We start from the raw sequence: 26,023 nt of genomic DNA on the forward strand, positions 1-26,023 counted from the left end.
TGCCGCCGGGTGGACGAGGGCGACGAACGGGCGCGACTGGCCTTCGACATCTACATTCACCGGCTGAAGAAGTACATCGGCGCCTATTACGCCGTTCTCGGACGGGTGGACGTGGTCGCCTTCACGGCCGGGGTCGGGGAGAACGCGGCGCCGGTGCGGGAAGCTGCCGTGGCGGGCCTGGAGGGACTGGGCCTGGCGGTCGACGCGGACCTGAACGCCGTGCGCGGCGACGAGGCGCGGCTCATCTCGCCCGCGTCCGCACGGGTGGCGGTGGCCGTGGTGCCGACCGACGAGGAAATGGAGATCGCGACACAAACCTACGCGCTGGTAATTGGTTCAGGGAATCTCACCTGAGCGGCATCCCGCCCTTTTGTATTTTCCGCCAGACGGAATATTCCGCAGCGAAACAAACCGATAGGATCGCCCCATGCGCCGTTCGAAAATCGTCTGTACTCTCGGCCCCGCGGTCGACTCCCACGAGCAGCTCGTCGCCCTGATCGAAGCCGGCATGAACGTGGCCCGCTTCAACTTCAGCCACGGAACGCACGCCGAGCACCAGGGGCGTTACGACCGTGTCCGGGCCGCCGCCAAGGAGACCGGCCGGGCCATCGGTGTCCTCGCCGACCTTCAGGGCCCCAAGATCCGCCTGGAGACCTTCGCCGAGGGTCCCGTCGAGCTGGTGCGCGGTGACGAGTTCACCATCACCACCGAGGACGTCCCGGGCGACCGGACGATCTGCGGCACGACCTACAAGGGCCTGCCCGGTGACGTCGGCAAGGGCGACCAGGTTCTCATCAACGACGGCAACGTCGAGCTGAAGGTCACCGAGGTCGACGGCCCCCGGGTGAAGACGATCGTCATCGAGGGCGGGGTCATCTCCGACCACAAGGGCATCAACCTGCCCGGCGCCGCGGTGAACGTGCCCGCGCTGTCCGAGAAGGACGTCGAGGACCTCCGCTTCGCGCTGCGCATGGGCTGCGACCTGGTCGCCCTCTCCTTCGTCCGCAACGCCAAGGACGTCGCCGACGTCCACCGCGTCATGGACGAGGAGGGCCGCCGGGTCCCCGTCATCGCCAAGGTGGAGAAGCCGCAGGCGGTGGAGAACATGGAGGACGTCGTCGCGGCCTTCGACGCCGTCATGGTCGCCCGTGGCGACCTGGCCGTCGAGTACCCGCTCGAGAAGGTCCCCATGGTGCAGAAGCGCCTGATCGAGCTGTGCCGGCGCAACGCCAAGCCGGTGATCGTGGCGACCCAGATGATGGAGTCGATGATCACCAACTCCCGTCCGACCCGCGCCGAGGCCTCCGACGTGGCCAACGCGATCCTGGACGGCGCGGACGCGGTCATGCTGTCGGCGGAGTCGTCGGTGGGCGCGTATCCGATCGAGACCGTGAAGACGATGTCGAAGATCGTCACCGCGGCCGAGCAGGAGCTGCTCTCCAAGGGCCTCCAGCCGCTGGTGCCGGGCAAGAAGCCGCGCACGCAGGGCGGTTCGGTGGCCCGTGCCGCCGCCGAGATCGCCGACTTCCTCGGCGGCAAGGGCCTGGTGGCCTTCACCCAGTCCGGCGACACCGCGCGCCGCCTGTCCCGCTACCGCGCGGCCCAGCCGATCCTCGCCTTCACCACCGACGAGTCCACCCGCAACCAGCTGGCGCTCAGCTGGGGCGTGGAGCCGCACGTGGTGCCGTTCGTCAACAGCACGGACGAGATGGTCGAGCTGGTGGACCAGGAGATGGTGAAGCTCAGCCGCTTCAACGACGGCGACATCGTCGTGATCACCGCCGGTTCGCCCCCCGGCGTGCCCGGCACCACCAACATGGTCCGGGTGCACCACCTCGGCGAGTCGCGCCGCGCCTGACGCCGGTCCCGGTACACGACGAGGGCGCCCCCTGTGGTCAGGGGGCGCCCTCGCTCTCGTGCGGCTCCCGGAAGGTCCGGTGGGTGCGCTCAGCTCGTGTACTGGTGCAGCCCGGGGATGTGCAGGGTGCCGCCGAACTGGCCGGCCTGGACGACCGTCACCTTGGTGAAGTAGATCAGCGGGATGTCCAGCGGCGGCGGGTTCTTCGGGTCGAACGTGATCGGGATCAGCCCGAGCAGGTTGCCCGAGATGCTCTCCGTGTACATCACGGTCTCGCCGTCGCGGATCGTGGACGTCGAGCCCTGGGCCGCCTGCACGTGGTAGGTCTTGCCGGACTGGTCGTCCTTCACCGTCTGGTGCAGGTCGCCGATGTCGGTGCCGTTCGAGATGACGTACTTCAGCACCTTCTTGGTGGTGCCGTTGGCCGTCCTGACCTCGACGATGCCCTTGTACGAGGCGCCCTTGAGCAGCAGCGAGCTCGCGTTCAGGTACCAGGGGTCGTCCGGCAGCGGCACCTTGTTGTCGACGCCGCCCTGCGCGTCCGTGGCGACCGGGCAGTCGTCCACGTCCTTGCCGGCGCTCTCGGAGGCCTCGGGGGTGGGCGAGGCGGTGGCCGCGTCGTCGGCGGCCTCCTTCGCCCCCTCCACGGCCTCGTCCACCGTCTTCCCGGTGTCCTCGGCCGCCCCGGACGCCGCGTCGGTGACCTCCTTCGCGGTGTCCTCCACCGTGTCCTTCGCCGTGCCGGTGGCCTTGTCGGCCGTGTCCTTCACGGCGCCGGCGGTGTCCTCGGCGGCGCTCGCGGACGCCGACGGGGTGGGCGTGGGACTCGGGCTCTCCTCGGTCTTGCCGCCGGTGAAGATGCCCTCGATGGCGTCGCCGAGGTCCTTGAGCACGCCGCCGCTCTCGCTCTCGGTCGGCGAGGGGGACGGGGTCGCGGTGGCGGGCGCCTTGTCCTGGCTCTGCGCCTCGGGCGACGCGGAGGGTGCGGGCTCGGCCTTGTCGTCGGAACCTGAATCCGGCGAAGAGGTCGAACCGGCGTCCTTGTCGGCGCCCTTGTCGCTGTCCTTGCCCGCGTCACCGGAGGCCGAGGGTTCCGGCTCGGTCGCGTCACCCTTGTCGCCGGCCTCGTCCCCGGCCTTCTCGTCGTCCGCCTCACCGGTCGCCGAGGCAGACGGCGCCGGGGACTCCGACGCGCCCTTCTCGGCGCCCTCCAGGGCCGCCACGCAGTCCTTGTACTCGTCGGCCGTCAGGCTGTTGGACGGCGGCGCCGCGTCGTTGCCGTCGGCGAGGGCCAGCGTCGGTGTGAACCCCATCCCCATGAGGACCGCCGTGGGCATCGCCGCCAGGGCTATCGCCTTGCCGGCCGGCATGTGGAACCTGGTGAACAACGGCTTCTTGGGTGCCGCGTGGCGCGGCCCGGTTCTCGCACGGGACGACTCCACGTCAGTCCCGCGGGTCACCTCGTCAGCCGGCACTGTGCCTCCCGTTCGCCCCGTTGGCCGGGCTCGTTCCTGACAGATCGTTGGGCTCTTCCACGCCGTCCCGCGGCTGCGGCACCATCGCGTCGGGCACCGTTGCGTCGGGCACCGGGGTGCCGGGGACGACGCCCTCGGGCGCGTCGCCCGTTCCCTTGCCCTCCACCGGCGGCTCGGCCTGCGGCGGTTGGCCCGGTACCCACGCCACGGCCATCGCCCCGCCGGTCAGCGCGAGCAGGAAGCCGATGAGGAAACCACCCAGGTTGGACACGGGGATGGACACCAGCGCCAGCAGGATCGCCGCCACGCCCGCGAAGACCCGGACGTGCTTCTGGAACCACAGGCTGACGCCCAGGACGACCAGCAGCACGCCGATGATCAGGGACCCGGCGCCCGCGGTGGTGGCCATCGCCAGCGTCAGGTGACCGATCTGGAGGTTCGCGTACGGGAAGTAGGCGATGGGGAGTCCGCCGAGGGCGACGAACAGACCGGCCCAGAACGGCCGCGCGCCTCGCCAGGCACGGAACTGCATCCTCCGGCGGGTGAACTGGCCGGTGGCGGCAGGAGTCTCGGCGCTCATGGAAAACAGCTCCCTGGTACGGCTTTGCTGTGGTGGAGATGTGGGCCGCGCGTGAAGGCGCGCCCGGAGAGTGGACGGGCGGGGGCGCCATCGGCTCCCCCGCCCGTCAGCGAGTGCTTAGTAGCACTCCTTGACACCCTTGGACAGCGACATCTTCAGACCGCTGAGCTTGAAGGTTCCGGCGGTGGTCGCCCACGCCGTCTGCTTCACGTTCTTCAGCGTGGCCGAGTCGGCCTGCTGCGAGAACCCGTAGGGGTTCGCGGTGTCGCCCTTCTTGATGCCGGGACCCTTGGTGGCGTCCTTGGCGGCAACACCGATGTCGATGTTGCGGAAGGTGGCGTCGGCCTCCAGCTGCTCGACGTCGATGTACAGGTTCTCGGCCTCGACCGGGGTGCTGCCACCGCCCGCCTTGAGCATCAGGCTGACCGAACCGATCAGCGGGATGTCCGGGGTGACCACGGACTGGCACATGCCCTTGATGGACGCGGACTTGAACGCCGAGACGGCGACGGGGTGAGCCGTCTTCTGCCCGTCGAGCGTGTAACCCGAGTCGATCGACCCGTACTGGACGAATCCCGTACCGTCGAGCTGGTCCGCCGTCACCTTGAACGACTGGCCGGAGACGCTGAACGATGCGGCGAGAGCGCCCTGCGCGAGCGCGACGCCTATCGCAGCCGTGGCGGCCACGCTGGGCACCATCACCACAGCGAACCGCTTCCATCTGGTCCCGCCACGCACCTGGGACTCCATATTTCCTCCTTCTCGGACGTACATCTCCTGGCCTCGGCCCGCCCCCGGGATCGGCGGCTCGGCCTGGCAGGGATGGGAGAAGTGCTACGTCCTCGGGAAGGAGAGCGCCCGCGCTCGGCGGCGCGAACAACGCGCCCGAATCACCGGCGATCACCCCCGAGCGACAACCACTGGTCGCGCCTGACACGCATCACGCACAACCCTGCTGGACAGGCTTCACCGGGTGGGTGAAGACCCCCCTGCCCAAGAGCCGGCCCACTGCCGCCGGCTCTGCTCGGTGGGGACCCAGGAACCCCCGCGACCCGACTGGCTTTCGGGGTACGGGAATGGACCGAGCGTCGCCGATCGTGGTGCATTCTCGCCGCCGACACAAGGGGGTTCGTTACTCACTAGTAACGGCCGTATAACCGCGGGACGACACACCGGCCCCGGACGGCGACGCTGGGTGTGTCATAGGAGGGGAACAAAACTATTGATCCCTGGACGGAATCCGACAGAACGACGCCTGTGACTTACTGGCAGTAACAGCGGCCGCGATTACCAAGATTTGGTAAAGCGCGGCCGCACTGGCGCCTCGTCGGCAGTTCCCTCACTCGGGCATCACCTCGCCGGACGGTCCGTGACCGCCCGGCGAAGAACCCCGGGAACGCCCCTAGAACAGGGCGCGGGCGAGGGCCCTGCGGGCCGCGGTCACCCGCGGATCGTCGGCGCCGACCACCTCGAACAGCTCCAGCAGCCGCAGCCGTACGGCGTCACGGTCGTCGCCGAACGTGCGGCGCACCGTGTCGATGAGCCGGCCGAAGGCGTCGTCCACGTGCCCGCCCACCAGGTCCAGGTCGGCGGCGGCGATCTGCGCCTGCGCGTCGTCCGGCTTGTCGGCGGCGTCCTGACGGACCCGCTGCGGGTCGGCGTCCTGTACGCGCTGGAGCAACTCGGCCTGGGCGAGGCCGAGTTTGGCCTCCGTGTTGCCCGGGTCGTCGCTGAGCACGTTCTGGTACGCGCGGACCGCGCCGGCCAGGTCACCGGCGTCCAGCGCCTGCACGGCGGCCTCCAGCGCCGCGTCGTGCGGCCCGGCCGGACGCTCGGGGGTCGCGGGCCGGTCGGCGCCCGGCTCCGCCTCGGGGTCGACGACGAGACCGGTCAGACCGAAGCGCTCCTCGGCGACCTGGACCAGCTGGTCCAGGGTCTGGCGGATCTGCGCCTCGCCGGCGGCGCCCTGGAAGAGGGGCAGGGCCTGTCCGGCCACGACCGCGAAGACGGCCGGGATGCCCTGGACGCCGAACTGCTGCATCAGCATCTGGTTGGCGTCGACGTCGATCTTGGCGAGGAGGAAGCGCCCGTTGTACTCGACGGCGAGCCGCTCCAGGACGGGGCTCAACTGCTTGCAGGGCTCGCACCACTCGGCCCAGAAGTCGATGACGACCGGGACCTCGGTGGACCGCTGAAGGACGTCGCTCTCGAAGCGGGCCTCGTCGACGTCGATCACGAGGTCGGCCGGGGAGACGCCCCCCGCTCCGCCGTGCCGGGCGGCCTCGGCGCGCGCCTGCTCCGCCTTGGCCTTGGCCTCCTGGGCCGCCTTCACCGCGGCGAGGTCGACGACCCCGCTCATGGACATGTTCCGTGGCTGCATGGGTCTATCCTCCCCTGTCCTGCGCGCGCGTGTGAAAGGCGGTGTGAAAGCCGCCCTGATGTGTGCCTTCGGCACGGGTTCCGCTGCGCCGGGTCCCCACCCTGCGCCTGTGGTCGTCGCTCGGGCACGGGCGTACCCGTGCTTTCGCTACGAGTCGTAGCGTAATGCCATGACGGGCCGTCGGAACACCCCGCCCCGGTGATCTCCCTCACGAGGGGTCGTGCGGAGAGTGACGGTTATGGTCGGGACATGCAGAGCAGCACCCCCGCCGGCCGTGCCGGGCGCCCGCGCAGTGCCGCGGCGGACACCGCGATCCTGGCCGCGACGCGGGCGGCCCTGGTGGACCTCGGCTGGTCGAAGCTCACCCTGGGGGACGTGGCGACGCGGGCCGGGGTTGCGAAGACCACCCTCTACCGCCGCTGGGCGGGCAAGAACGAGCTGGTGGTGGACGCGGTCGCGGAGCTCTTCGACGAGCTCCGGCTCCCCGACCGGGGCTCACTGGCCGCCGACATCGAGGGTGTGGTGCTCCAGTTCGCGGCGATCCTGGCCCGGCCGGAGGCCAAGAGCGGCCTGATGGCGGTGGTCGCCGAGTCCACACGGGACGACGCGCTGCGCGAGCGCATCCGCGCCTCGATCGTCGACCGGCAGAAGCGTCTGGTCCTGGAGGGCAGGGCCCGCGCACAGGCGCGCGGCGAGCTCCCGCCGGAGCCGGACGCCACGGAGGCCGCCCGCACCGTCGACCTGATCTTCGACATGGTCGCGGGCGCGGTGGTCCACCGCACCCTGGTCAGCGCGGAGGCGGCGGACGGCGAGTGGGTCCGCGACTTCACCCACCTGCTGCTGTGGGGCCTGGCCGCCCGCCCGGCCGACCCCCCTGACCTCGCCTCTCGACCGACCGAGTCGGGTGGTGGGTGGGCGTAGGCCGGGGGTCCAGGGGGCGGAGCCCCCTGGCGACGCCCGCACAGACGGCCGGCGCCTAGAAACCGGCCGGTTCCGTGTACACCCCCCACTCGTCCCGCAGCACCCCGCAGATCTCGCCGAGCGTCGCCTCCGCCCGCACCGCGTCCAGCATCGGCCCGATCATGTTCCCGCCGGACCGTGCCGCGGCCAGCATGGCGTCCAGCGCGGAGCGCACCGCCGCGTCGTCGCGGGCGGACTTGCGCTCGCCCAGCACCCGCACCTGCTCGCGCTCCACCTCGTGGCTGACCCGCAGGATCTCCAGGTCCCCGGTGACGGACCCCGTGTGCACATTGACGCCGACGACCTTCTTGTCGTCCTTCTCCAGCGCCTGCTGGTACCGGAAGGCGGACTCGGCGATCTCGCCGGTGAACCAGCCGTCCTCGATCCCGCGCAGGATGCCCGAGGTGATCGGCCCGATCGGGTGCTGCCCGTCCGGGTGGGCGCGCAGCCCCCGCTCCTTGATCTGCTCGAAGATCTTCTCCGCGTCCGCCTCGATCCGGTCCGTCAGCTGCTCGACGAACCAGGAACCGCCCAGCGGGTCGGCGACGTTGGCGACACCGGTCTCCTCCATCAGCACCTGCTGGGTCCGCAGCGCGATCTCCGCGGCCTGCTCGCTCGGCAGTGCGAGGGTCTCGTCGAGGGCGTTGGTGTGCAGGGAGTTGGTCCCGCCGAGCACGGCGGCCAGCGCCTCCACGGCCGTACGCACCACGTTGTTGTACGGCTGCTGCGCGGTCAGCGAGACGCCAGCGGTCTGCGTGTGGAAGCGCAGCCACTGCGCCTTGTCGGTCTGCGCCCCGTACACGTCGCGCATCCAGCGGGCCCAGATCCTGCGGGCCGCACGGAACTTGGCGATCTCCTCGAAGAAGTCGAGGTGCGCGTCGAAGAAGAAGGACAGCCCGGGCGCGAAGACGTCGACGTCCAGCCCGCGGCTGAGCCCCAGCTCGACGTACCCGAAGCCGTCGGCGAGCGTGTAGGCCAGCTCCTGCGCGGCCGTGGCCCCGGCCTCACGGATGTGATAGCCGGAGACGGACAGCGGCTTGTACGCGGGAATCCCGGCGGCGCAGTACTCCATGAGGTCGCCGATGAGGCGCAGGTGCGGCTCGGGCTGGAAGAGCCACTCCTTCTGGGCGATGTACTCCTTGAAGATGTCGGTCTGGAGCGTGCCGTTGAGCACGGAGGCGTCCACGCCCTGCCGCTCGGCGGCGACCAGGTACATGCAGAACACGGGCACGGCGGGCCCGCTGATCGTCATGGACGTGGTGACGTCCCCGAGCGGGATGTCCTTGAACAGCACCTCCATGTCGGCGGCCGAGTCGATGGCGACCCCGCAGTGCCCGACCTCACCCAGCGAACGCGGGTCGTCGGAGTCGCGGCCCATCAGCGTCGGCATGTCGAACGCGACGGACAGCCCTCCCCCGCCGTTGCGCAGGATCATCTTGTACCGCTCGTTGGTCTGCTCGGCGTTCCCGAACCCGGCGAACTGCCGGATGGTCCACGTCCGCCCCCGGTAGCCGGTGGGATACAGCCCCCGGGTGAACGGGAACTCCCCCGGCCACCCGATCCGCTCGAACCCCTCGTACCGGTCCCCGTCCCGGGGCCCGTACACCGGCTCCACGGGATCACCGGAGAGCGTGGTGAAGTCGGCGTCACGCGTGCGCGCACCGTCAAACCGAGCCTGCCACCGACGGCGGCCTTCCTCTATGGCGTCAGCGTCCATACCTACGAATTTACTAGGACGTCCAAGTAAATGACAGTCGTGCAGGCCAGGAGGCGCCCAAATGGGGCCGGCGGACACCCGCTACGCTCGATGGCATGAAGAAGAGCGTCCTGACCCGTTACCGCGTGATGGCCTACGTGACCGCCGTGCTCCTGGTTCTGCTCACGCTGGGCGTGATCGGGAAGCGGCTGCTGGATCTGAACGGGTTCGACGGCTTCGTCACGGCGGTCGGTATCGCGCACGGCTGGCTGTACGTGCTGTACCTGGTCTTCGCCTTCGACCTCGGGAACAAGGCGAAGATGCCGGTGGGACGCCTGCTGTGGGTGCTGCTCGCCGGGACGATCCCGACCGCGGCGTTCTTCGTCGAGCGCCGGGTGACCCGCGAGGTCGAGCCGCTTGTCGCCGGCAGCGCGACGCCCGCGCCCGCCGCGGCCCGCCCCTGACCTCTGGACGCGGGCGCGCGGAGAGCCGCCGGGCCTCACTTGGTGACGTAGTGGCACTGCACGGCGCGCAGCTTTCCGTTCACGTAGAACTTCGCACACGTCTTGCCGTACTTCGGCAGAGTCTGCGGCGGCACCTCACGCAGCGGGTCGCCCTTGCACTCCGTGTGCGTCGCCCCGCGCGAGGTCCGGTACGTCCGGTTGTTCGTGTCCGCGTAGCCGAAGTCGATCCTCCAGTTGCAGAAGTGCGAGAAGGTGGACGCGAGGCCGACACAGTCGATCCCGGCGAACTGTGACGTGATGCGCTTCCCCGAGCCCTTGACCGTATGGGTGAGGAAGCAGCCCACCGGGACCCTCACTCCCGCTCCGCGCAGGTCGTAGTCGAAGGTGCCCAGCGCCGTGCTGCCGGTGGCACTGGCGTGCGCCTGGACCGGCGCCCCCACGGCCAGCACGGCCGCGGCCGAGAACGCGCTTCCGGCTGCCAGCAGCCCACGCACAAACGTTCGTACACGCATGACGACAACTCCCCCACTGGGATGACTTCGGACCTCGACCGCCCGACCGGCGACCGGTGTCCAGAATCCCAGCGAGGACCGTACGACTAAGCGTTTCTGCAGCTCAGAGCGGTCGGAAACCACCTCCAGGGGGTACCCCTGAAGATTCGCTGACCCGCGTCACTCCCCCTCGAAGTCCCCCGCCGCCACCCGCAGGGGCCTCAGCATCGCGAAGATCTCTCCGCATTCCTCCGCGTCGTACGCGCCGAGGCCGAAGTCCATGGACATGAGGTCGCGGGTGGCGGACTCGACGACCTCGCGGCCCTTGTCGGTGATGCTGGCGAGGGTGCCGCGGCCGTCGTTGGGGTTGGGGCGCTTGTCGACCAGGCCGGAGCGGACCAGGCGGTCGACCGTGTTCGTCACGGACGTGGGATGCACCATGAGGCGTTCGCCGATCTTGGACATCGGCAGTTCGCCCGACTTGGAGAAGGTGAGCAGCACCAGCGCCTCGTAGCGCGCGAACGTCAGCCCGTACGGCTTGACCACCGCGTCGACCTCGGCCAGCAGGATCTGGTGCGCGCGCATGATCGAGGTGATCGCCGCCATGGACGGGACGCCGCCCCAGCGCTGCTTCCAGAGTTCGTCGGCGCGGGCGATGGGATCGAAGGAGAGGCTGAGGGGCTTCGGCACGGCATCAGACCTTACCGGCCGGTCACATGCCGGTCAGCCCCGTCTCGCCCCTCGATACCACCGCCCCGCCGCACCGCGTCACCCGGCGAGGTGGCGTTCGACCGTGTCGACCTTGGAGGTGAGGCCGTCCGTCACGCCCGGGCGGATGTCCGCCTTGAGGACCAGGGACACCCGCGGCGCCCGCGCCTCGACCGCGGCGACGGCCCGCCGGACGACGTCCATGACCTCGTCCCACTCGCCCTCGACGGACGTGAACATCGCGTCGGTGCGGTTCGGCAGCCCCGACTCGCGGACCACCCGGACCGCGTCGGCCACGTACTCCCCGACGTCCTCGCCGACACCCAGCGGCGTCACGGAAAAGGCGACGATCATGCGTTCACGACCCCTTCCTGGCGGGCGCGCGAGGCGATGACCGCGTTCTCGGCCTCACGCTTCAGCTTGCGCTCGGCGAAGAAGCCGCCGGTCGGCAGGACGGAGAGGACGAAGTAGAGGGCGGCCGTGCCGAGGGGCCACTTGGCGCGGTTCCAGGCGTCCGCCCAGAAGAGCACGTACAGCACGAAGAGGATGCCGTGGATCGCGCCCATCACCGGCACCGCGTTGAAGTCCGTGGTCCGCTTCAGGACCGAGCAGACGAGCAGCAGCAGGAACGAGATCGCCTCGGGGCCCGAGACCAGGCGGAGGCGGCGGAGGGCGGTGGCGGTCTTGAGGTCCACGGGTCACCTTCGGTGGGAGAGGGGATGGGGAGGGATCGGTCGCGAGCCGGCTGTGAACGCACTCACAGGTTTGTGAACACACTCACAAGCGCCCGTCCATTGTGGCAAACCCGCGCCACGTCCGGGTGAGGGGGTCGGCGTCCCCCCGTGGGGCCTGTCGGCGGGCCCTTGTGGCGGCTACGTTCTCATTTGTGGCGATGTTCCGACTTCAGGGCAGCAAGGTGCTCGCCGTCGACATGACCGGGGACGCCGTGAAGGCGAAGAACGGCTCGATGGTCGCGTACGACGGGGAGATGGCCTTCAAGAAGCTGAGCGGCGGCGGTGAGGGCATCCGGGGCATGGTGACCCGGCGGCTCACCGGCGAGCAGATGACGGTGATGGAGGTGAAGGGGCGGGGGACCTGCTGGTTCGCGGATCGGGCCTCGGAGATCACCCTGGTGGGGCTCCGGGGCGACACGCTGTACGTCGAGTCGACCAACTTCCTGGCGGCCGACGCCGGGCTGCGCACGGGCACCAGCTTCACGGGCACCCGTGGCGCCGCGCAGGGCAACGGGCTGTTCACCACGACGGTCGAGGGGCACGGACAGGCGGCGATCATGTCGGACGGCCCGGCGGTGGTGCTGCGGGTCAGCGCGCAGTATCCGCTGACCGTCGACCCGGGGGCGTACGTCGCGCACCAGGGGAACCTGCGGCAGTCCTTCCAGTCGGGTGTGACCTTCCGCACGCTCTTCGGCGAGGGCGGCGGCGAGGCCTTCCAGATCCGCTTCGAGGGCGACGGACTGGTGTACGTGCAGCCGAGCGAGCGCAACACGATCGCGGGGGACGTGTGACATGGCCTTCGAGGAAGTGAACTCCAAGATGGTCCGGGCGACCGTGACGCCCGGGCAGCGGCTGTTCAGCCAGCGCGGCGCGATGCTCGCGTACCAGGGGGACGTGTCCTTCACCCCGAACCTGACCGGCGGCCGGGGCGGCGTCATGTCGATGATCGGCCGCCGGGTGGCGAACGAGGACACCCCGCTGATGACCGTCGAGGGCAGCGGCACGGTGTTCTTCGGGCACGGCGGCCACCACGTGCAGGTCGTCCACCTCTCCGGCGACACCCTGTACGTCGAGGCCGACCGCCTCCTCGCCTTCGAGGGCAGCCTGGAGCAGGGGACGATGTTCCTCGGCTCGCAGGGCGGGGTCATGGGCATGGTGCGCGGGCAGGTCAGCGGGCAGGGGCTGTTCACGACCACGCTGCGAGGGCACGGCGCGGTGGCGGTGATGGCCCACGGCGGTGTCTTCGAGGTGCCGATCACCCCGCAGCGACCGGTGCACGTCGACCCGCAGGCCTACGTCGCCCACCACGGCGACGTCCGCAACCGGCTGTCCACGGCGCTGGGCTGGCGGGACATGGTGGGGCGCGGCTCCGGCGAGGCGTTCCAGCTGGAGCTGAGCGGCAGCGGCACGGTGTACGTCCAGGCGTCCGAGGAGAAGCTGTGAGCACCGTTCACCACGACCCGGCGACGCTGCCGGCCGACGACAACGTCAACGCGTACACCTTCTGTGTGGAGCTGAAGGGGAGCCAGTGGTTCCTCCAGAAGGGGAAGATGATCGCCTACTACGGGACGATCGAGTTCAACGGGGTCGGGCACGGCCGGCTGGACCGTCTGGTGCGTACGTCCTTCCATTCGCCTCTGCACGCGAGCGACTGGGTCGTGGCGGAGGGCTCGGGCAAGATGTTGCTCGCCGACCGGGCCTTCGACGTCAATTCGTACGACCTGGAGGACGGCAACCTGACCATTCGCTCGGGCAACTTGCTCGCTTTTCAGCCAACTCTCGCGCTGAAGCAGTCGATCGTGCCGGGTTTTCTGACACTGATCGGAACCGGAAAGTTCGTGGCCGCGTCGAACGGTCCGGTGGTGTTCATGGAACCGCCGATCCGGGTGGACCCTCAGGCCCTGGTCGGCTGGGCCGACTGCCCCTCGCCGTGCCATCACTACGACCACGGGTACCTGACCGGTGTGCTGGGCGGTCTACGTGCGATGACGGGGCTGGGCGGCGCCTCCGGGGAGGAGCACCAGTTCGAGTTCGTGGGGGCGGGGACGGTGCTGTTGCAGTCGAGCGAGGCGCTGATGGCGGAGCAGGCGACGGGGGCCGCTCCGCAGCAGGCGGGGGTGCCCGGCGGCGGGGCGCAGGGCGCGCCGGGAGGCCGGTCAGGGGGACCGGGGCTTCCCGGACAGCTCGGAGACCTCCAGCGCCGCTTCGGGCTGTGAGCGGTAACCTGCGGAGTGTGACTTCGAACGCGTGCGCACCCGTCTCACCGTCACACACCACCCCTCATTAGTTCGCCTTTCAACTTCTTAGGTAGACTTCATTCATGGAGACCGAGACGGCCACCCGCTGGCTGACCGATACGGAGCAGTGTGCCTGGCGCACCCACCTGGAGGTCAACAGGCTGTTGACGCACCAGCTCGAGAGGGACCTGCAACCGTTCGGCCTGACAATGAACGACTACGAGATCCTGGTGAACCTCTCCGAGTCCGAGGACGACCGGATGCGGATGAGCGACCTCGCCTCCGCCACCCTCCAGTCCAAGAGCCGCCTCTCCCACCAGATCACCCGCATGGAGAACGCGAACCTGGTCCGGCGGGAGAACTGCGAGTCCGACCGCCGCGGGCTCTACGCCGTCCTCACCGAGCACGGCCTGGAGACGATGCGGAAGGTCGCGCCGCACCACGTGGCCTCCGTGCGCAGGCACTTCATCGACCTGCTGGCCCCGGAGGCCCTGACGGAGCTCGACAAGGCGCTCCGGCCCATCGCGGAGCACCTGCGCGGCCAGCGAGGACGTCCCTGACCCCGGACGACCCCCTCACCATTGCCTAGGCGACCGGCAGGCGGAGCTCGAACAGGGCGCCGCCTGCCGGTGCGTCGCGGACCGTGAGCGTCCCGCCGTGCCGCACGGCCACGTCACGGGCGATGGCGAGCCCGAGGCCGGCCCCGCCGTCGTCCCGGCTGCGGGCCGCGTCGAGCCGGACGAACCGTTCGAAGATCCGCTCCCGGTCGGCCGCCGGCACACCCTCCCCGTCGTCGGCCACCGCGACCACCGCCACGTCCCCGTCCCGGCGCACGGACACCTCCACCGCCGAGCGGGCGTGCCGCTGAGCGTTGTCGAGGAGATTGGCCAGCACCCGCTCCAGCTGCCCCCGCGACCCGGCGACGGTCACGGCGTCCCCGACCCGGGCGGCCACCCCGGCCCGGCCCTCCGCCTGCGCCCGCGCCAGCGCGGCGAGGTCAACGCGCGCCTCGGCGGGCCGCTCCCCCGCGTCCAGCCTGGCCAGCAGCAACAGGTCGGCGGCGAGCCGCTGGAGCCGTACGGTGTCCTCGACGGCGCCGTCCAGGTCGAGCAGCTCGGGATGGGCGGCGGCCACCTCCAGCTGGGTCCGCAGCGAGGCGATCGGGCTGCGCAGCTCGTGCGAGGCGTCGGCGACGAACCGGCGCTGCCGCTCCACCGAGCTCTCCAGCGCGGCCAGCGTCTCGTTGGTCGTGGAGGCGAGCCGGGCGACCTCGTCGTGGGTGCCCGGCACCGGGACGCGCCGGGCGAGGTCCTCGCTGGCGGTGATCGCGGCCATCTCGCGCCGGATGCCCTCCACCGGGCGCAGCGCGCGCCGGGTGACCAGCCAGGTCACCCACGCCACGACCGCGAGCAGCACCGGGAAACCGATCAGCATGACGGTCAGCGCGGTGTTCACGGCGCCGTGCTCGGCGGACAGCGGGGCACCGGCGTAGACGGTGAGCCGGCCCTGGTCCCGCGTCTCGACGGGCACGGCGGCGAACCGGTAGTCCTCCGTGTCGCCGTCGATGGTCGCCGACCCGTCGCTGACGGTGGTCCGCTCGCCGATCTCACCGGGTTTCAGGGACTCGCCGGAGTCGTCATCGTCGTCGTCCCGGTCGTCGTCGCCGCCGCGCTCCCCCGTGGCGGACGGCAGCGGCTTCACCGCGCCGACGCCGGTGCCGCTGATCCGCTCCAGGTCCTCGCTGGCGGCGACCAGCCCGCCGTCCTCGTCGACGACCTGCACCGGCCGGTCGTCCACGTCCAGCGACAGATCCCCGTACGGCGTCCCGACGGACAGCTCGGCGGCGACCTCCCGTGCGGAGCGCTCCGCCTGGGTGCCGGCCTCGCCGAGCAGGTTGGAACGCAGGGACAGCAGGACGGCGGTGCCCGCCGCGACGAGGGCGACCGCGACGACGAGGGTGGCGGCGAGGGTCGCGCGGGCCCGGACGGACCCGAGGAGCCGGCTCACCGCCCGGCCTCCAGCCGGTAGCCGGCGCCGCGCACGGTCCGGATGAGCCCGGCGCGCAGCTTGCGCCGCAGCGCGCTGACGTACACCTCGACGATGTTGGGGTCGCCGTCGTAGGCGAAGTCCCAGACGTGCTCCAGGATCTCCGCCTTGGACACCACCTGCCCGGCCCGCACCACCAGCTCCTCCAGGACGGCGAACTCCTTCGCGGTGAGGGCCACTTCGCTCTCGCCGAGGAACACCCGGCGGGCGGCGGTGTCGACCTTCAGGTCCCCGTGGACGTGCACGGGCGAGGCGCCGGCGCCCTGGGCCCGCCGCCGCAGCAGCGCCTTCACGCGGGCGACGAGGACGACGTACGAGAAGGGTTTGGTGAGGTAGTCGTCGGCGCCCGTGTCCAGGCCCTCCGCCTCGTCGTACTCGCCGTCCTTGGCGGTGAGCATGAGGATCGGCACGTCGTGCCCGGCGGCGCGCAGGGCGGCGCAGACCCGGTAGCCGTTGAGGCCGGGCAGCATGATGTCGAGGACGACGAGGTCGTACGTGCCCTCGGACGCCCGGTGCAGTCCCTCCCGGCCGTCGTGGACGACGTCCACGGCGTAGCCCTCGGCGGTCAGGCCCTTGGCGAGCGACACGGCGAGGCGCTTCTCGTCCTCCACGATCAACAGGCGCATGGCGCAAGGGTCCCAAAAGCAACCTGAAGATCCCTTCAGGCGGCTTCAGGCTGCCCTCAGCGTCGGCCGGTGACAGTGGGGTCGTCACAACGAAGCGACAGCGAACGAATCTCGGGAGGACACCCCATGAAGCGCAACATCGTGATCGCCGCCGTCACCGCCGCCGCACTGGTCGGAGGCGGCGCGGCGACGGCCCTGGCCACCACCGGGGACGACGGCGCGGCCCAGCGGGGCGACGACGACGCCCGGGTGACCTCGGTGAAGGTCTCGGCCGGCGACGCCATCGCCTCCGCGCTGAAGAAGGCGCCGGGCACCGCCGTCTCCGCCGAACTGGACGTCGCGGACGGCGACGACGCCGGTGAGCGCACGGCCTGGGAGGTCGACGTCCTCTCCGGCGACGGCACCTGGCACAGCGTGCGGATCGACCCGTCCTCGGGCAAGGTCCTCGGCTCCCAGACGGACGACGAGGACGACACCGCCGAGGTGCGGGCCGCGCTGAAGGGCACGTCCGTGGACGCCGCCGAGGCCGCGCGGGCCGCGTCCGGCCACGGCACGGTGACCTCCGTGGAGCTGGACGACGACGGCGACCACGGCGACGGAAAGCCCGCCTGGGAGGTCGAGACCCACGCCTCGGGCAAGGCCGAGCAGGACTGGCGGGTCGACGCGAAGAGCGGCAAGGTCACGGCCGATCGCCCGGACCACTCGGACTCGGATCACGCGGGCTCGGACGACTCGGACTCGGGCTCCGACGACTCGGACTCCGGTTCGGACGACTCCGCTTCGGACGACGACTGAGCAGCCCCCGGCCGCTCACCCGGCCGGCCGTGGCGGCCCGGCGGCACCAGCGCCACCGCCACGGCGACCGCGCCGGACACCGCGAAGCACACCGGCAGCGGCAGCCGTTCCACCAGCAGGCCCACCCCGGCCGCGCCGGCGGACATCCCGGCGTTCACCGCGCTGTTGACCCAGGCGCCCGCCCGGTTCCGGAAGCCGGGCGGCACGCTCTCGTCGGCGATCAGGTACGCCGTCGTCAGCGCCGGTGCCACGAACAGTCCCGCGCAGGCGACGGCCGCGACCAGGGCGCCGACGCCGGGGGCGAGACCGGCGGCGGCCAGGCACAGGCCGAGGCCGGCCGCGAAGAAGGGCAGCCGGGCACGGGCGGACGAGCCCCAGGTGACGGCGCCGTTGAGCAGGCCGCCGGCCGCGCTGCCCACCGACAGGGCCGCGAGCACCCAGGCGGCGGTGTCGGCCCCGAGGCCGCGCTGCCCGGCGAAGGCGACGACCAGCAGGTCCACGGCGCTGACCGCGACGCCGACGCCGGCGGTGACCAGGACGGGCTGGAGCAGGGCGCGGCCGTGCCCCGCTCCCGGACGGCCGGCGTCCTTCTCGGCGCCGTCCGCCGTCCGCAGTGCGCCCGCCGCCGGTGACGTGGCGAAGGCGAGGGTGCCCGCCGCCACCAGCAGCGCGCTGAGCACCACACCGGCGGCCGGCGGGGCGACGCCGACCACCACGCCGACCAGGAGCGGGCCCGAGACGAAGAGCAGTTCCTCGGCGACGCCGTCCAGGCTGTAGGCGCGCTGGAGCATCCGCCGGTCGGGCAGCATCCCGGCCCAGACGGCACGCATCGTGGAGCCGAGCGGGGGCGTGCAGAGCCCGGTGAGGGCGGCGGTCACCGCGAGGACGGACGCGGGCGTGCCCGGGCGTTCGCAGGCCGCCGCCAGCACGCACAGCAGGGCCGCGTACAGCAGGGCCATGGGGAGCAGGGCCCGGCGCGGGCCGTGCCGGTCGACCAGGCCCGCGCGGTAGGGGGACAGGAAGACGCTCGTCGCGCCGAACAGGGCCATGACCGTGCCGGCGACGGCGTAGGACCCGGTGGCCCGGGTCACGGAGAGCATCAGGGCGAGGCCGACCGTGCCGTACGACAGCCGCCCGACGAGGGCGGCCGCGAAGGTGCGGCGGGCATGGGGGACGCGGAGGACGGCGGCGTACGAGGGCCGCGAAGGAGGCGTGGACACGCGAAGGTTCCTCAGGAGGGAGGCGACAAGGGGACGCCGAAGCGCGCGACGGCCGGATGCGGCGGTCGCGTGCGGGGCGGGCCCTAGGCCAAGAGGAGGAACACGCGCGTCAAGCTAGCAGCGCGGTGCGCGGACCGGCCATCCCTTTTCCGGTCCGCGCAGGGCGGGAATCAGCCCTGCGTCAGCCCCGCCACCAGTTCGTCGGCGGCGCGGTACGGGTCCAGTTCGCCGGAGACGATGCGCTCCGCGAGGGCGCCGAGGCGGCGGTCGCCGTGCAGGTCGCCGATGCGTTCGCGCAGGGTGGTGACGGCGATCGTCTCGACCTCGCGGGCGGCGCGGGCCCGGCGGCGCTCGGCCAGCACGCCCCGCTCCTCCATCCAGGCGCGGTGCTTCTCCAGCGCCTCCACGACCTCGTCCACGCCCTCGGCGCGCGCGGCGACCGTCTTGACGATGGGCGGGCGCCAGTCGCCGGCGGCGCGGGCCTCGCCGAGACCCAGCATGTGGTTCAGCTCGCGGGCGGTGGCGTCCGCGCCGTCCCGGTCGGCCTTGTTGACGACGTAGACGTCACCGATCTCCAGGATCCCCGCCTTGGCGGCCTGGATGCCGTCGCCCATGCCCGGGGCGAGGAGGACGACGGAGGTGTCGGCCTGCGAGGCGATCTCCACCTCGGACTGGCCGACGCCGACGGTCTCGACCAGGACCACGTCGCAGCCGGCCGCGTCCAGCACGCGGATGGCCTGCGGCGCGGCCCAGGCGAGGCCGCCGAGGTGGCCGCGGGTCGCCATGGAGCGGATGTAGACGCCCGGGTCGGAGGCGTGGTCCGACATGCGCACCCGGTCGCCGAGCAGGGCGCCGCCGGAGAACGGCGAGGACGGGTCGACGGCGAGCACGCCGACCCGCCTGCCCTGCTTGCGGTACGCCGTCACCAGTGCCGAGGTCGACGTCGACTTGCCGACACCCGGCGAGCCGGTCAGACCGACCACGTACGCGCCCCCGGTCAGCGGCGCGAGGGCCGCCATGACCTCCCTGAGCTGCGGGGACGCCCCCTCCACCAGGGAGATCAGCCGCGCCACGGCCCGCGGCCGGCCTTCCCTGGCCTGGGCGACCAGCGAGGAGACGTCCTGCATCACAGCTCCGTTCCGAGTAGCACGCACATGACGAGTGGCACGCACATGAGGGGAAGAGGGGTCAGGCCTTGGGTACCCGGACGATCAGCGCGTCACCCTGGCCGCCGCCGCCGCACAGCGCCGCCGCGCCGACCCCGCCGCCGCGCCGCTTCAGCTCCAGCGCCAGGTGCAGGACGAGCCGGGCGCCGGACATGCCGATGGGGTGGCCCAGGGCGATGGCGCCGCCGTTGACGTTCACCTTTTCGGTGGACACGCCGAGGTCCTTCATGGACTGCACGGCGACGGCCGCGAACGCCTCGTTGATCTCGATCAGGTCGAGGTCGCCGGCCTCCAGGCCCTCCTTCTTCAGGGCGTGCTGGATGGCGTTGGACGGCTGCGACTGCAAAGAGTTGTCGGGGCCGGCCACATTGCCGTGGGCGCCGATCTCGGCGATCCACTCCAGGCCGAGCTCCTGCGCCTTGGCCTTGCTCATGACGACCACGGCCGCCGCGCCGTCGGAGATCTGCGAGGAGGAGCCGGCGGTGATCGTGCCGTCCTTCGAGAAGGCGGGGCGCAGCTTGCCGAGGGACTCGGCGGTGGTGTCGCCGCGGATGCCCTCGTCCTTGCTGAACAGCACCGGGTCGCCCTTGCGCTGCGGGATCTCGACCGGGGTGATCTCAGCCTCGAAGATGCCGTTCTTCTGGGCCGCGGCGGCGCGCTGGTGGGAGAGCGCGGCGATCTCGTCCTGCGGGCCGCGCTCGATGCCGAGGCGGGTGTTGTGCTTCTCCGTCGACTCGCCCATGGCGATGTTCTCGAAGGAGTCCGTCAGCCCGTCGTGCGCCATGGCATCGACCATCTGGACCGCGCCGTACTTGTAGCCCTCGCGGGACTTGGGCAGCAGGTGCGGGGCGTTGGTCATGGACTCCTGGCCGCCGGCCACGACCACGTCGAATTCGCCGGCGCGAATCAGCTGGTCGGCGAGCGCGATGGCGTCGAGGCCGGAGAGGCACACCTTGTTGATGGTGAGCGCCGGGACGCTCAGGGGGATGCCGGCCTTGACGGCGGCCTGGCGGGCCGGGATCTGGCCGGCGCCGGCCTGGAGCACCTGGCCCATGATCACGTACTGGACCTGGTCGCCGCCGATCCCCGCACGGTCGAGGGCGGCCTTGATCGCGAAGCCGCCGAGGTCGGCCCCGGAGAAGGACTTCAGCGAGCCGAGCAGCCGCCCCATCGGGGTGCGGGCACCCGCGACGATGACGGAGGTCGTGCCGTTCGTTGCAGAAGACATGAGCTGCGATCCCCTTTTCCGGCCCGCACAGGCCGAGGAGTGAACGAGGGTTTACTCGAATGTACTGAGCGGTATCCCGCCCGTCACCGTGCTGTCGGTGTGATCGCCCGCACGTTGCGCAACCACCTCCGGAGCGCTGCACTGATTCCATGCTGACGCGAATCGACCACATCGGAATCGCCTGCCACGACCTCGACGCGACCGTCGAGTTCTACCGTGCCACCTACGGCTTCGAGGTGTTCCACACCGAGGTCAACGAGGAACAGGGGGTGCGCGAGGCCATGCTCAAGATCAACGATACGTCGGACGGCGGTGCCTCGTACCTCCAGCTGCTGGAGCCGACCCGGGAGGACTCCGCGGTCGGCAAGTGGCTCGCCAAGAACGGCGAGGGCGTCCACCACATCGCCTTCGGTACGGCGGACGTCGACGCGGACGCCGCGGACATCCGCGACAAGGGCGTACGCGTTCTGTACGACGAGCCCCGGCGCGGTTCCATGGGGTCGCGGATCACCTTCCTGCACCCCAAGGACTGCCATGGCGTCCTGACAGAACTGGTCACTTCGGCGGCCGTTGAGTCACCTGAGCACTGACCCTCGTACATAGGGGCCGGTAGGGTTGGGTGCGGTCGCCGCTCAGTCCAGGGTGACCCGGTCCTGTCGTCGTCGGCGCCGGGACCGCCGGGGTCCGTGTTTCGGGGGGCGAGGGACGGGGCAGCAGCCCATGCTCCGCCGTTGATCTGACACCATTCCCCCGGGGGCCCCGTTCGGTGACGGACGGAGCCCGTTCTTAGGGATTTGCGACCAGGGGACGGATGGGACCGCGCAGTGCGGGGCTACGAGAGCCAGGAGCGAGAGCCGGCGGCTGACGTCGACCACCTCTCTCGGTTCGAGGCCGAGATGAAGCGGCTGAAGACCGAGCGGGAAAAGGCGATCCAGCACGCCGAGGACCTCGGCTACCAGGTCGAGGTGCTGCGCGCCAAGCTGCACGAGGCGCGGCGCACCATCATGTCCCGGCCCGCCTTCGACGGCGGCGACATCGGGTACCAGGCCGAGCAGTTGCTGCGCAACGCGCAGGTGCAGGCCGACCAGTTGCGCGCGGACGCCGAGCGGGAGCTCAGCCAGGCCCGTGCGCAGACCCAGCGCATCCTCCAGGAGCACGCCGAGCAGGCGGCCCGGCTCCAGGCCGAGCTGCACCAGGAGGCGGTGACCCGGCGCCAGCAGCTCGACCAGGAGCTGGCCGAGCGCCGGCAGACCGTCGAGTCGCACGTCAACGAGAACGTGGCGTGGGCCGAGCAGTTGCGCGCCCGCACCGAGCAGCAGGCCCGCCGGCTGCTCGACGAGTCCCGCGCCGAGGCCGAGCAGGCCCTCACCGCGGCCCGCGCGGAGGCCGAACGGCTGACGTCGGAGGCCCGGCAGCGGCTGCGCGACGACGCCGAGAGCGCCCGCACCGAGGCCGAGCAGCTTCTGCGCCGCGCCCGCGCGGACGCCGAGCGGCTGCTGAACGCCGCCTCCACGCAGGCGCAGGAGGCCACCGACCACGCCGAGCAGCTGCGCAGCTCCACGGCGAGCGAGTCGGAGTCGGCGCGCCGGCAGGCCCAGGAGCTCAGCCGGACCGCCGAGCAGCGCATGAGCGAGGCCGAGGAGGCGCTGCGCAAGGCGCAGACCGAGGCCGAGAAGCTGGTCACCGAGGCCAAGGAGTCCGCGGCCAAGGCCCTCGCGAGCGCCGAGTCGGCCAACGAGCAGCGCACCCGCACCGCCAAGGAGCAGGTCGCCCGGCTGGTCAGCGAGGCCACGAAGGACGCCGAGTCCACCAAGGCCGAGGCCGAGCAGCTGGTCGCGGACGCCCGCGCCGAGGCCGAGAAGATCGTCGCCGAGGCCGCCGAGAAGGCCCGTACGGTCACCGCCGAGGAGTCGGCCACCCAGCTGTCCAAGGCCGCGAAGACCGCCGAGGACGTGCTGAACAAGGCGTCCGAGGAGGCCAAGCGGACCACGAAGGCCGCCGTGGAGGAGGCCGAGCGGATCCGCACCGAGGCCGAGACGGAGGCCGACCGGCTGCGGGCCGAGGCGCACGACATCGCCGCGGAGCTCAAGGGCGCGGCGAAGGACGACACCAAGGAGTACCGCGCCAAGACGGTCGAGCTCCAGGAGGAGGCGCGCCGGCTGCGCGGCGAGGCCGAGCAGCTGCGCGCCGACGCGGTCGCCGAGGGCGAGAAGATCCGCGCCGAGGCCCGCAAGGAGGCCGTGGCGCAGATCGAGGAGGCGGCGAAGACCGCCGAGGAGCTGCTCGCCAAGGCCAAGGCGGACGCCGACGAGCTGCGGCAGACGGCCACCGCGGACAGCGAGAAGGTCCGCACCGAGGCGATCGAGCGGGCGACGACCCTGCGCCGGCAGGCCGAGGAGACGCTGGAGCGCACCCGTGCCGAGGCCGAGCGGCACCGCACGGAGGCCGCCGAGCGTGTCGAGGAGCTCCAGGCGGAGGCCGAGCGCGCCGCCCGTGAGCTGCGCGAGGAGACCGAGCGTGCCGTCGAGGCCCGGCAGGCGGAGGCCGCCGAGGAGCTGACGCGGCTGCACGCCGAGGCGGAGGAGCGCCGGGGCGCCGCCGAGCAGGCGCTGACGGAGGCCCGCGAGGAGGGCGCGCGGATCCGCCGCGAGGCCGCCGAGGAGACCGAGCGACTGCGCACGGAAGCCGCGGAGCGCATCCGTACGCTCCAGCAGCAGGCCGAGACGGAGGCCGAGCGGCTGCGCACCGAGGCCGCCGCCGACGCGTCCGCGTCCCGCGCGGAGGGCGAGGCCGTCGCCGTACGGCTCAGGTCGGAGGCCGCGAGCGAGGCGGAGCGGCTGAAGTCGGAGGCGCAGGAGAGCGCGGACCGGGTGCGGGCGGAGGCGCAGACCGCCGCCGAGCGCATCGCGGCGGAGGCGTCCGAGACGCTGGCCGCCGCCCAGGAGGAGGCCGCCCGGCGCCGCCGCGAGGCCGAGGAGCTGCTGGGCTCCGCCCGGCAGGAGGCGGACCAGGAGCGCGAGCGGGCCCGCGAGCAGAGCGAGGAACTGCTCGCCTCCGCGCGCAACCGCGTCGAGGAGGCGCAGGCCGAGGCGACCCGGCTGGTCGAGGAGGCCGACCGGCGCGCGACCGAGATGGTGTCGGCCGCCGAGCAGCACGCGGCGCAGGTACGGGAGTCGGTCGCCGGGCTCCACGAGCAGGCCCAGGAGGAGATCACCGGGCTGCGCAGCGCCGCCGAGCACGCGGCGGAGCGCACCCGGCGCGAGGCCGAGGAGGAGGCGGACCGGGTCCGCGCCGACGCCTACGCGGAGCGGGAGCGGGCGAGCGAGGACGCCGGCCGGCTGCGCCGCGAGGCGCAGGAGGAGTCGGAGGCCGCCAAGGCGCTGGCCGAGCGGACGGTGTCCGAGGCGATCACCGAGGCCGACCGGATCCGCGCGGACGTGTCCGAGCACGCCCAGCGGGTGCGCACGGAGGCGTCGGACGCGATCGCCGAGGCCGAGCAGTCCGCGTCGCGCACCCGGGCCGACGCCCGTGAGGACGCCAACCGCATCCGGTCCGACGCGGCGACGCAGGCGGACACCCTGATCACCGAGGCGCGCTCCGAGGCGGAGCGGCTCACCACGGAGACGGCCGCCGAGACCGACCGGATCCGCACGGAGACGACCGCGGAGGCGGAGCGGGTCCGGACGGAGGCGGCGGCCGAGGCCGAGCTGCTGCGCACCGAGTCGGTCGCGGAGGCCGAGCGGCTGCGCACCGAGTCGGCCGCCGAGGCCGACCGGGTCCGGGCCGAGGCGAGCGCCCAGGCGGAGCGGCTGCTGTCGGAGGCCGGCGGCGAGGCGGAGCGGCTGCGGGCCGAGGCCGCCGAGGCGGTCGGTTCCGCGCAGCAGCACGCCGAGCGGATCCGCGCCGAGGCGGAGCGGCTCGGGGCCGAGGCGGCGGCGGAGGCCGAGCGGGTCACCACGGCCGCCCGCGAGGAGGCCGAGCGCACCCTGGACGAGGCCCGCAAGGACGCCAACAAGCGGCGCTCCGAGGCGGCCGAGCAGGTCGACACGCTCATCACGGAGACCACGGCCGAGGCCGACAAGCTGCTCACCGAGGCCCAGCAGCAGGCCCAGAAGACCACCGCGGACGCCGAGTCGCAGGCCGACACGATGGTCGGCGCGGCCCGTACGGAGGCCGACCGGATCGTCGCCGAGGCGACGGTCGAGGGCAACACCCGGGTGGAGAAGGCCCGTACGGACGCCGACGAGCTGCTGGTCGGTGCCCGCCGGGACGCCACGGCCATAAGGGAGCGGGCGGAGGAGCTGCGCGAGCGCCTCACCTCGGAGATCGAGGAGCTGCACGAGCGGGCCCGCCGCGAGGCCGCCGAGACGATGAAGTCGGCCGGCGACCGCTGCGACGCGCTCATCAAGGCCGCCGAGGAGCAGCTCGCCAAGGCGGAGGCGAAGGCCAAGGAGCTGGTGTCGGAGGCCAACTCCGAGGCCGGCAAGGTGCGCATCGCCGCCGTCAAGAAGGCCGAGGGGCTGCTGAAGGAGGCCGAGCAGAAGAAGGCCTCGCTGGTCCGGGAGGCCGAGGAGCTCAAGGCCGAGGCGGTCCGGGAGGCCCGGCGCACGGTCGAGGAGGGCAAGCGCGAGCTGGAGACGCTGGTGCGGCGCCGCGAGGACATCAACGCCGAGATCTCCCGCGTCCAGGACGTGCTGGAGGCGCTGGAGTCCTTCGAGGCCCCGGCGGGCGGCAAGGACAACGGGGTGAAGGCCGGTGCGACGGTCGGCGCCCCCCGTTCGGGTGGCAAGTCGTCAGACGGCTAGCGTGCAGGGTGGTTTGCGTGTCTCCTGGAAGGCTCTGACTCACCCTCCGTCTTGACCTTTGACCTGAACTTTGGCAAGCCGTCCGTGGGTTAGCCACTCAAAAGAGGTGTCATTCTCCAGATCAAACACGCATCCGCTCGATGACACACCGCATTGGCGCCTAGGATTCCCTCTATCACCTCACCCGGTCTCTTTCGACAGGAACCCCATGAGCGACACTTCCCCCTACGGCTTCGAGCACGTGCGGCGTGGGTACGACCGCGCTCAGGTGGACGAATACATCTCCAAGATCATTTCTGATCGCGACAGCGCTTTCTCCCGCATCACCGCTCTGGAAAAGCGCATCGAGGAGCTCCACCTCGAGACCCAGAACGCCCAGGCCCAGGTCAACGACGCCGAGCCGTCGTACGCCGGTCTCGGTGCGCGGGTCGAGAAGATCCTGCGCCTCGCCGAGGAAGAGGCGAAGGACCTGCGGGAGGAGGCCCGGCGCGCGGCCGAGCAGCACCGTGAGCTCGCCGAGTCGGCGGCCCAGCAGGTGCGCAACGACGCCGAGA

Annotated in this window: 25 protein-coding genes and 1 pseudogene; 12 read left to right on the plus strand and 14 right to left on the minus strand. The window is 71.7% G+C overall.

Translation table 11 applies throughout. The annotated features are described in order from the left end of the window. Both GTW67_RS25045 and pyk read left to right on the plus strand, forming a co-directional pair. Window positions 1-354 (plus strand): annotated as a pseudogene (locus GTW67_RS25045) (acetate kinase); the annotation flags it as partial. A 73-nt stretch (window positions 355-427) separates the two neighbouring features. After that, a complete protein-coding gene (gene pyk, locus GTW67_RS25050; protein ID WP_161167059.1) occupies window positions 428-1,858 on the plus strand; it encodes a pyruvate kinase in 1,431 nt (476 codons plus the stop codon). Between the two features lie 89 nt (window positions 1,859-1,947). Here the strand turns inward: pyk and GTW67_RS25055 are convergent, their stop codons facing one another. The 4 genes from GTW67_RS25055 to GTW67_RS25070 all read right to left on the minus strand — a co-directional run bounded on the left by GTW67_RS25055 (window position 1,948) and on the right by GTW67_RS25070 (window position 6,293). Beyond that, window positions 1,948-3,333 carry a hypothetical protein gene (locus GTW67_RS25055; RefSeq protein ID WP_161167060.1) on the minus strand — a complete coding sequence of 462 codons (1,386 nt, stop codon included), beginning with the start codon at window positions 3,331-3,333 and terminating at the stop codon, window positions 1,948-1,950. Beyond that, complete coding sequence (locus GTW67_RS25060; RefSeq protein ID WP_161167061.1) at window positions 3,323-3,913, minus strand: DUF6114 domain-containing protein; 591 nt, start codon at window positions 3,911-3,913, stop codon at window positions 3,323-3,325. The genes GTW67_RS25055 and GTW67_RS25060 overlap by 11 nt, the downstream gene beginning before the upstream one ends. A 117-nt stretch (window positions 3,914-4,030) precedes the next feature. Further along, window positions 4,031-4,663 (minus strand): DUF6230 family protein, encoded by a 633-nt coding sequence (locus GTW67_RS25065; RefSeq protein ID WP_161167062.1) that lies wholly within the window; start codon window positions 4,661-4,663, stop codon window positions 4,031-4,033. Between the two features lie 652 nt (window positions 4,664-5,315). Next, window positions 5,316-6,293: a tetratricopeptide repeat protein gene (locus tag GTW67_RS25070; RefSeq protein WP_161167063.1), complete on the minus strand. Its 978-nt coding sequence runs from the start codon at window positions 6,291-6,293 to the stop codon at window positions 5,316-5,318. Window positions 6,294-6,542: 249 nt separating this feature from the next. Between GTW67_RS25070 and GTW67_RS25075 the strand changes: the two genes are divergently transcribed. Beyond that, on the plus strand, window positions 6,543-7,214 hold the full coding sequence (locus GTW67_RS25075; protein ID WP_161167064.1) for a TetR/AcrR family transcriptional regulator: 672 nt from the start codon (window positions 6,543-6,545) through the stop codon (window positions 7,212-7,214). 55 nt (window positions 7,215-7,269) lie between these two features. Here GTW67_RS25075 and icmA read toward each other — a convergent pair whose 3' ends face one another. Further along, on the minus strand, window positions 7,270-8,970 hold the full coding sequence (gene icmA, locus GTW67_RS25080) for a coenzyme B12-dependent isobutyryl-CoA mutase large subunit (RefSeq protein ID WP_161167065.1): 1,701 nt from the start codon (window positions 8,968-8,970) through the stop codon (window positions 7,270-7,272). Between the two features lie 95 nt (window positions 8,971-9,065). On the opposite strand from icmA, the gene GTW67_RS25085 reads away from it, so the two are divergent. Next, window positions 9,066-9,413: a DUF3817 domain-containing protein gene (locus GTW67_RS25085; protein WP_161167066.1), complete on the plus strand. Its 348-nt coding sequence runs from the start codon at window positions 9,066-9,068 to the stop codon at window positions 9,411-9,413. A 35-nt stretch (window positions 9,414-9,448) separates the two neighbouring features. Here the strand turns inward: GTW67_RS25085 and GTW67_RS25090 are convergent, their stop codons facing one another. The 4 genes from GTW67_RS25090 to GTW67_RS25105 form a co-directional block, all read right to left on the minus strand. Continuing rightward, window positions 9,449-9,925, minus strand: coding sequence for a hypothetical protein (locus GTW67_RS25090; RefSeq protein ID WP_161167067.1), 477 nt, complete (start codon window positions 9,923-9,925; stop codon window positions 9,449-9,451). Between the two features lie 159 nt (window positions 9,926-10,084). Next, window positions 10,085-10,594, minus strand: coding sequence for a MarR family transcriptional regulator (locus GTW67_RS25095; RefSeq protein WP_161167068.1), 510 nt, complete (start codon window positions 10,592-10,594; stop codon window positions 10,085-10,087). A gap of 78 nt (window positions 10,595-10,672) precedes the next feature. After that, window positions 10,673-10,966 carry an MTH1187 family thiamine-binding protein gene (locus tag GTW67_RS25100; RefSeq protein ID WP_053137231.1) on the minus strand — a complete coding sequence of 98 codons (294 nt, stop codon included), beginning with the start codon at window positions 10,964-10,966 and terminating at the stop codon, window positions 10,673-10,675. Continuing rightward, window positions 10,963-11,307, minus strand: coding sequence for a DUF3817 domain-containing protein (locus GTW67_RS25105; RefSeq protein ID WP_161167069.1), 345 nt, complete (start codon window positions 11,305-11,307; stop codon window positions 10,963-10,965). The genes GTW67_RS25100 and GTW67_RS25105 overlap by 4 nt, the downstream gene beginning before the upstream one ends. A 197-nt stretch (window positions 11,308-11,504) precedes the next feature. Here GTW67_RS25105 and GTW67_RS25110 point away from each other — a divergent pair, with 197 nt between their 5' ends. The 4 genes from GTW67_RS25110 (at window position 11,505) to GTW67_RS25125 (ending at window position 14,143) form a co-directional block, all read left to right on the plus strand. Beyond that, window positions 11,505-12,137: an AIM24 family protein gene (locus tag GTW67_RS25110; RefSeq protein ID WP_161167080.1), complete on the plus strand. Its 633-nt coding sequence runs from the start codon at window positions 11,505-11,507 to the stop codon at window positions 12,135-12,137. Window position 12,138: 1 nt separating this feature from the next. Continuing rightward, window positions 12,139-12,789 (plus strand): AIM24 family protein, encoded by a 651-nt coding sequence (locus tag GTW67_RS25115; RefSeq protein WP_161167070.1) that lies wholly within the window; start codon window positions 12,139-12,141, stop codon window positions 12,787-12,789. Then, window positions 12,786-13,562: an AIM24 family protein gene (locus GTW67_RS25120; protein WP_161167071.1), complete on the plus strand. Its 777-nt coding sequence runs from the start codon at window positions 12,786-12,788 to the stop codon at window positions 13,560-13,562. The genes GTW67_RS25115 and GTW67_RS25120 overlap by 4 nt, the downstream gene beginning before the upstream one ends. A 104-nt stretch (window positions 13,563-13,666) precedes the next feature. Further along, window positions 13,667-14,143 (plus strand): MarR family winged helix-turn-helix transcriptional regulator, encoded by a 477-nt coding sequence (locus tag GTW67_RS25125; RefSeq protein ID WP_161167072.1) that lies wholly within the window; start codon window positions 13,667-13,669, stop codon window positions 14,141-14,143. Between the two features lie 25 nt (window positions 14,144-14,168). Here GTW67_RS25125 and GTW67_RS25130 read toward each other — a convergent pair whose 3' ends face one another. Both GTW67_RS25130 and GTW67_RS25135 read right to left on the minus strand, forming a co-directional pair. Continuing rightward, the gene (locus GTW67_RS25130) at window positions 14,169-15,590 is read right to left on the minus strand and encodes an ATP-binding protein (protein ID WP_161167073.1); all 1,422 of its coding nucleotides are present in this window, start codon (window positions 15,588-15,590) and stop codon (window positions 14,169-14,171) included. Further along, window positions 15,587-16,255 (minus strand): response regulator transcription factor, encoded by a 669-nt coding sequence (locus tag GTW67_RS25135; protein WP_161167074.1) that lies wholly within the window; start codon window positions 16,253-16,255, stop codon window positions 15,587-15,589. The genes GTW67_RS25130 and GTW67_RS25135 overlap by 4 nt, the downstream gene beginning before the upstream one ends. A gap of 126 nt (window positions 16,256-16,381) precedes the next feature. On the opposite strand from GTW67_RS25135, the gene GTW67_RS25140 reads away from it, so the two are divergent. Next, on the plus strand, window positions 16,382-17,050 hold the full coding sequence (locus tag GTW67_RS25140; RefSeq protein ID WP_161167075.1) for a PepSY domain-containing protein: 669 nt from the start codon (window positions 16,382-16,384) through the stop codon (window positions 17,048-17,050). Here the strand turns inward: GTW67_RS25140 and GTW67_RS25145 are convergent. The 3 genes from GTW67_RS25145 to GTW67_RS25155 all read right to left on the minus strand — a co-directional run bounded on the left by GTW67_RS25145 (window position 16,969) and on the right by GTW67_RS25155 (window position 20,664). Beyond that, on the minus strand, window positions 16,969-18,270 hold the full coding sequence (locus GTW67_RS25145; RefSeq protein WP_161167076.1) for an MFS transporter: 1,302 nt from the start codon (window positions 18,268-18,270) through the stop codon (window positions 16,969-16,971). The genes GTW67_RS25140 and GTW67_RS25145 overlap by 82 nt on opposite strands. A gap of 170 nt (window positions 18,271-18,440) precedes the next feature. After that, the gene (gene meaB, locus GTW67_RS25150; protein WP_161167077.1) at window positions 18,441-19,397 is read right to left on the minus strand and encodes a methylmalonyl Co-A mutase-associated GTPase MeaB; all 957 of its coding nucleotides are present in this window, start codon (window positions 19,395-19,397) and stop codon (window positions 18,441-18,443) included. A gap of 61 nt (window positions 19,398-19,458) precedes the next feature. Beyond that, entirely contained in the window at window positions 19,459-20,664 is a 1,206-nt protein-coding gene (locus GTW67_RS25155) for an acetyl-CoA C-acetyltransferase (protein WP_161167078.1), read from the minus strand. Window positions 20,665-20,813: 149 nt separating this feature from the next. Here GTW67_RS25155 and mce point away from each other — a divergent pair, with 149 nt between their 5' ends. From mce to GTW67_RS25170, 3 genes are all read left to right on the plus strand, one after another. Next, window positions 20,814-21,254, plus strand: coding sequence for a methylmalonyl-CoA epimerase (gene mce, locus GTW67_RS25160; RefSeq protein WP_003973598.1), 441 nt, complete (start codon window positions 20,814-20,816; stop codon window positions 21,252-21,254). A gap of 234 nt (window positions 21,255-21,488) precedes the next feature. Continuing rightward, entirely contained in the window at window positions 21,489-25,469 is a 3,981-nt protein-coding gene (gene scy / locus GTW67_RS25165) for a polarized growth protein Scy (RefSeq protein ID WP_161167079.1), read from the plus strand. Between the two features lie 208 nt (window positions 25,470-25,677). Beyond that, window positions 25,678-26,023, plus strand: a 346-nt coding sequence (locus GTW67_RS25170; RefSeq protein ID WP_202437667.1) for a DivIVA domain-containing protein, incomplete at its 3' end; no start/stop codon positions are given.

The sequence above is a fragment of the Streptomyces sp. SID5910 genome (assembly GCF_009862125.1).
Taxonomy (GTDB): Bacteria; Actinomycetota; Actinomycetes; order Streptomycetales; family Streptomycetaceae; genus Streptomyces.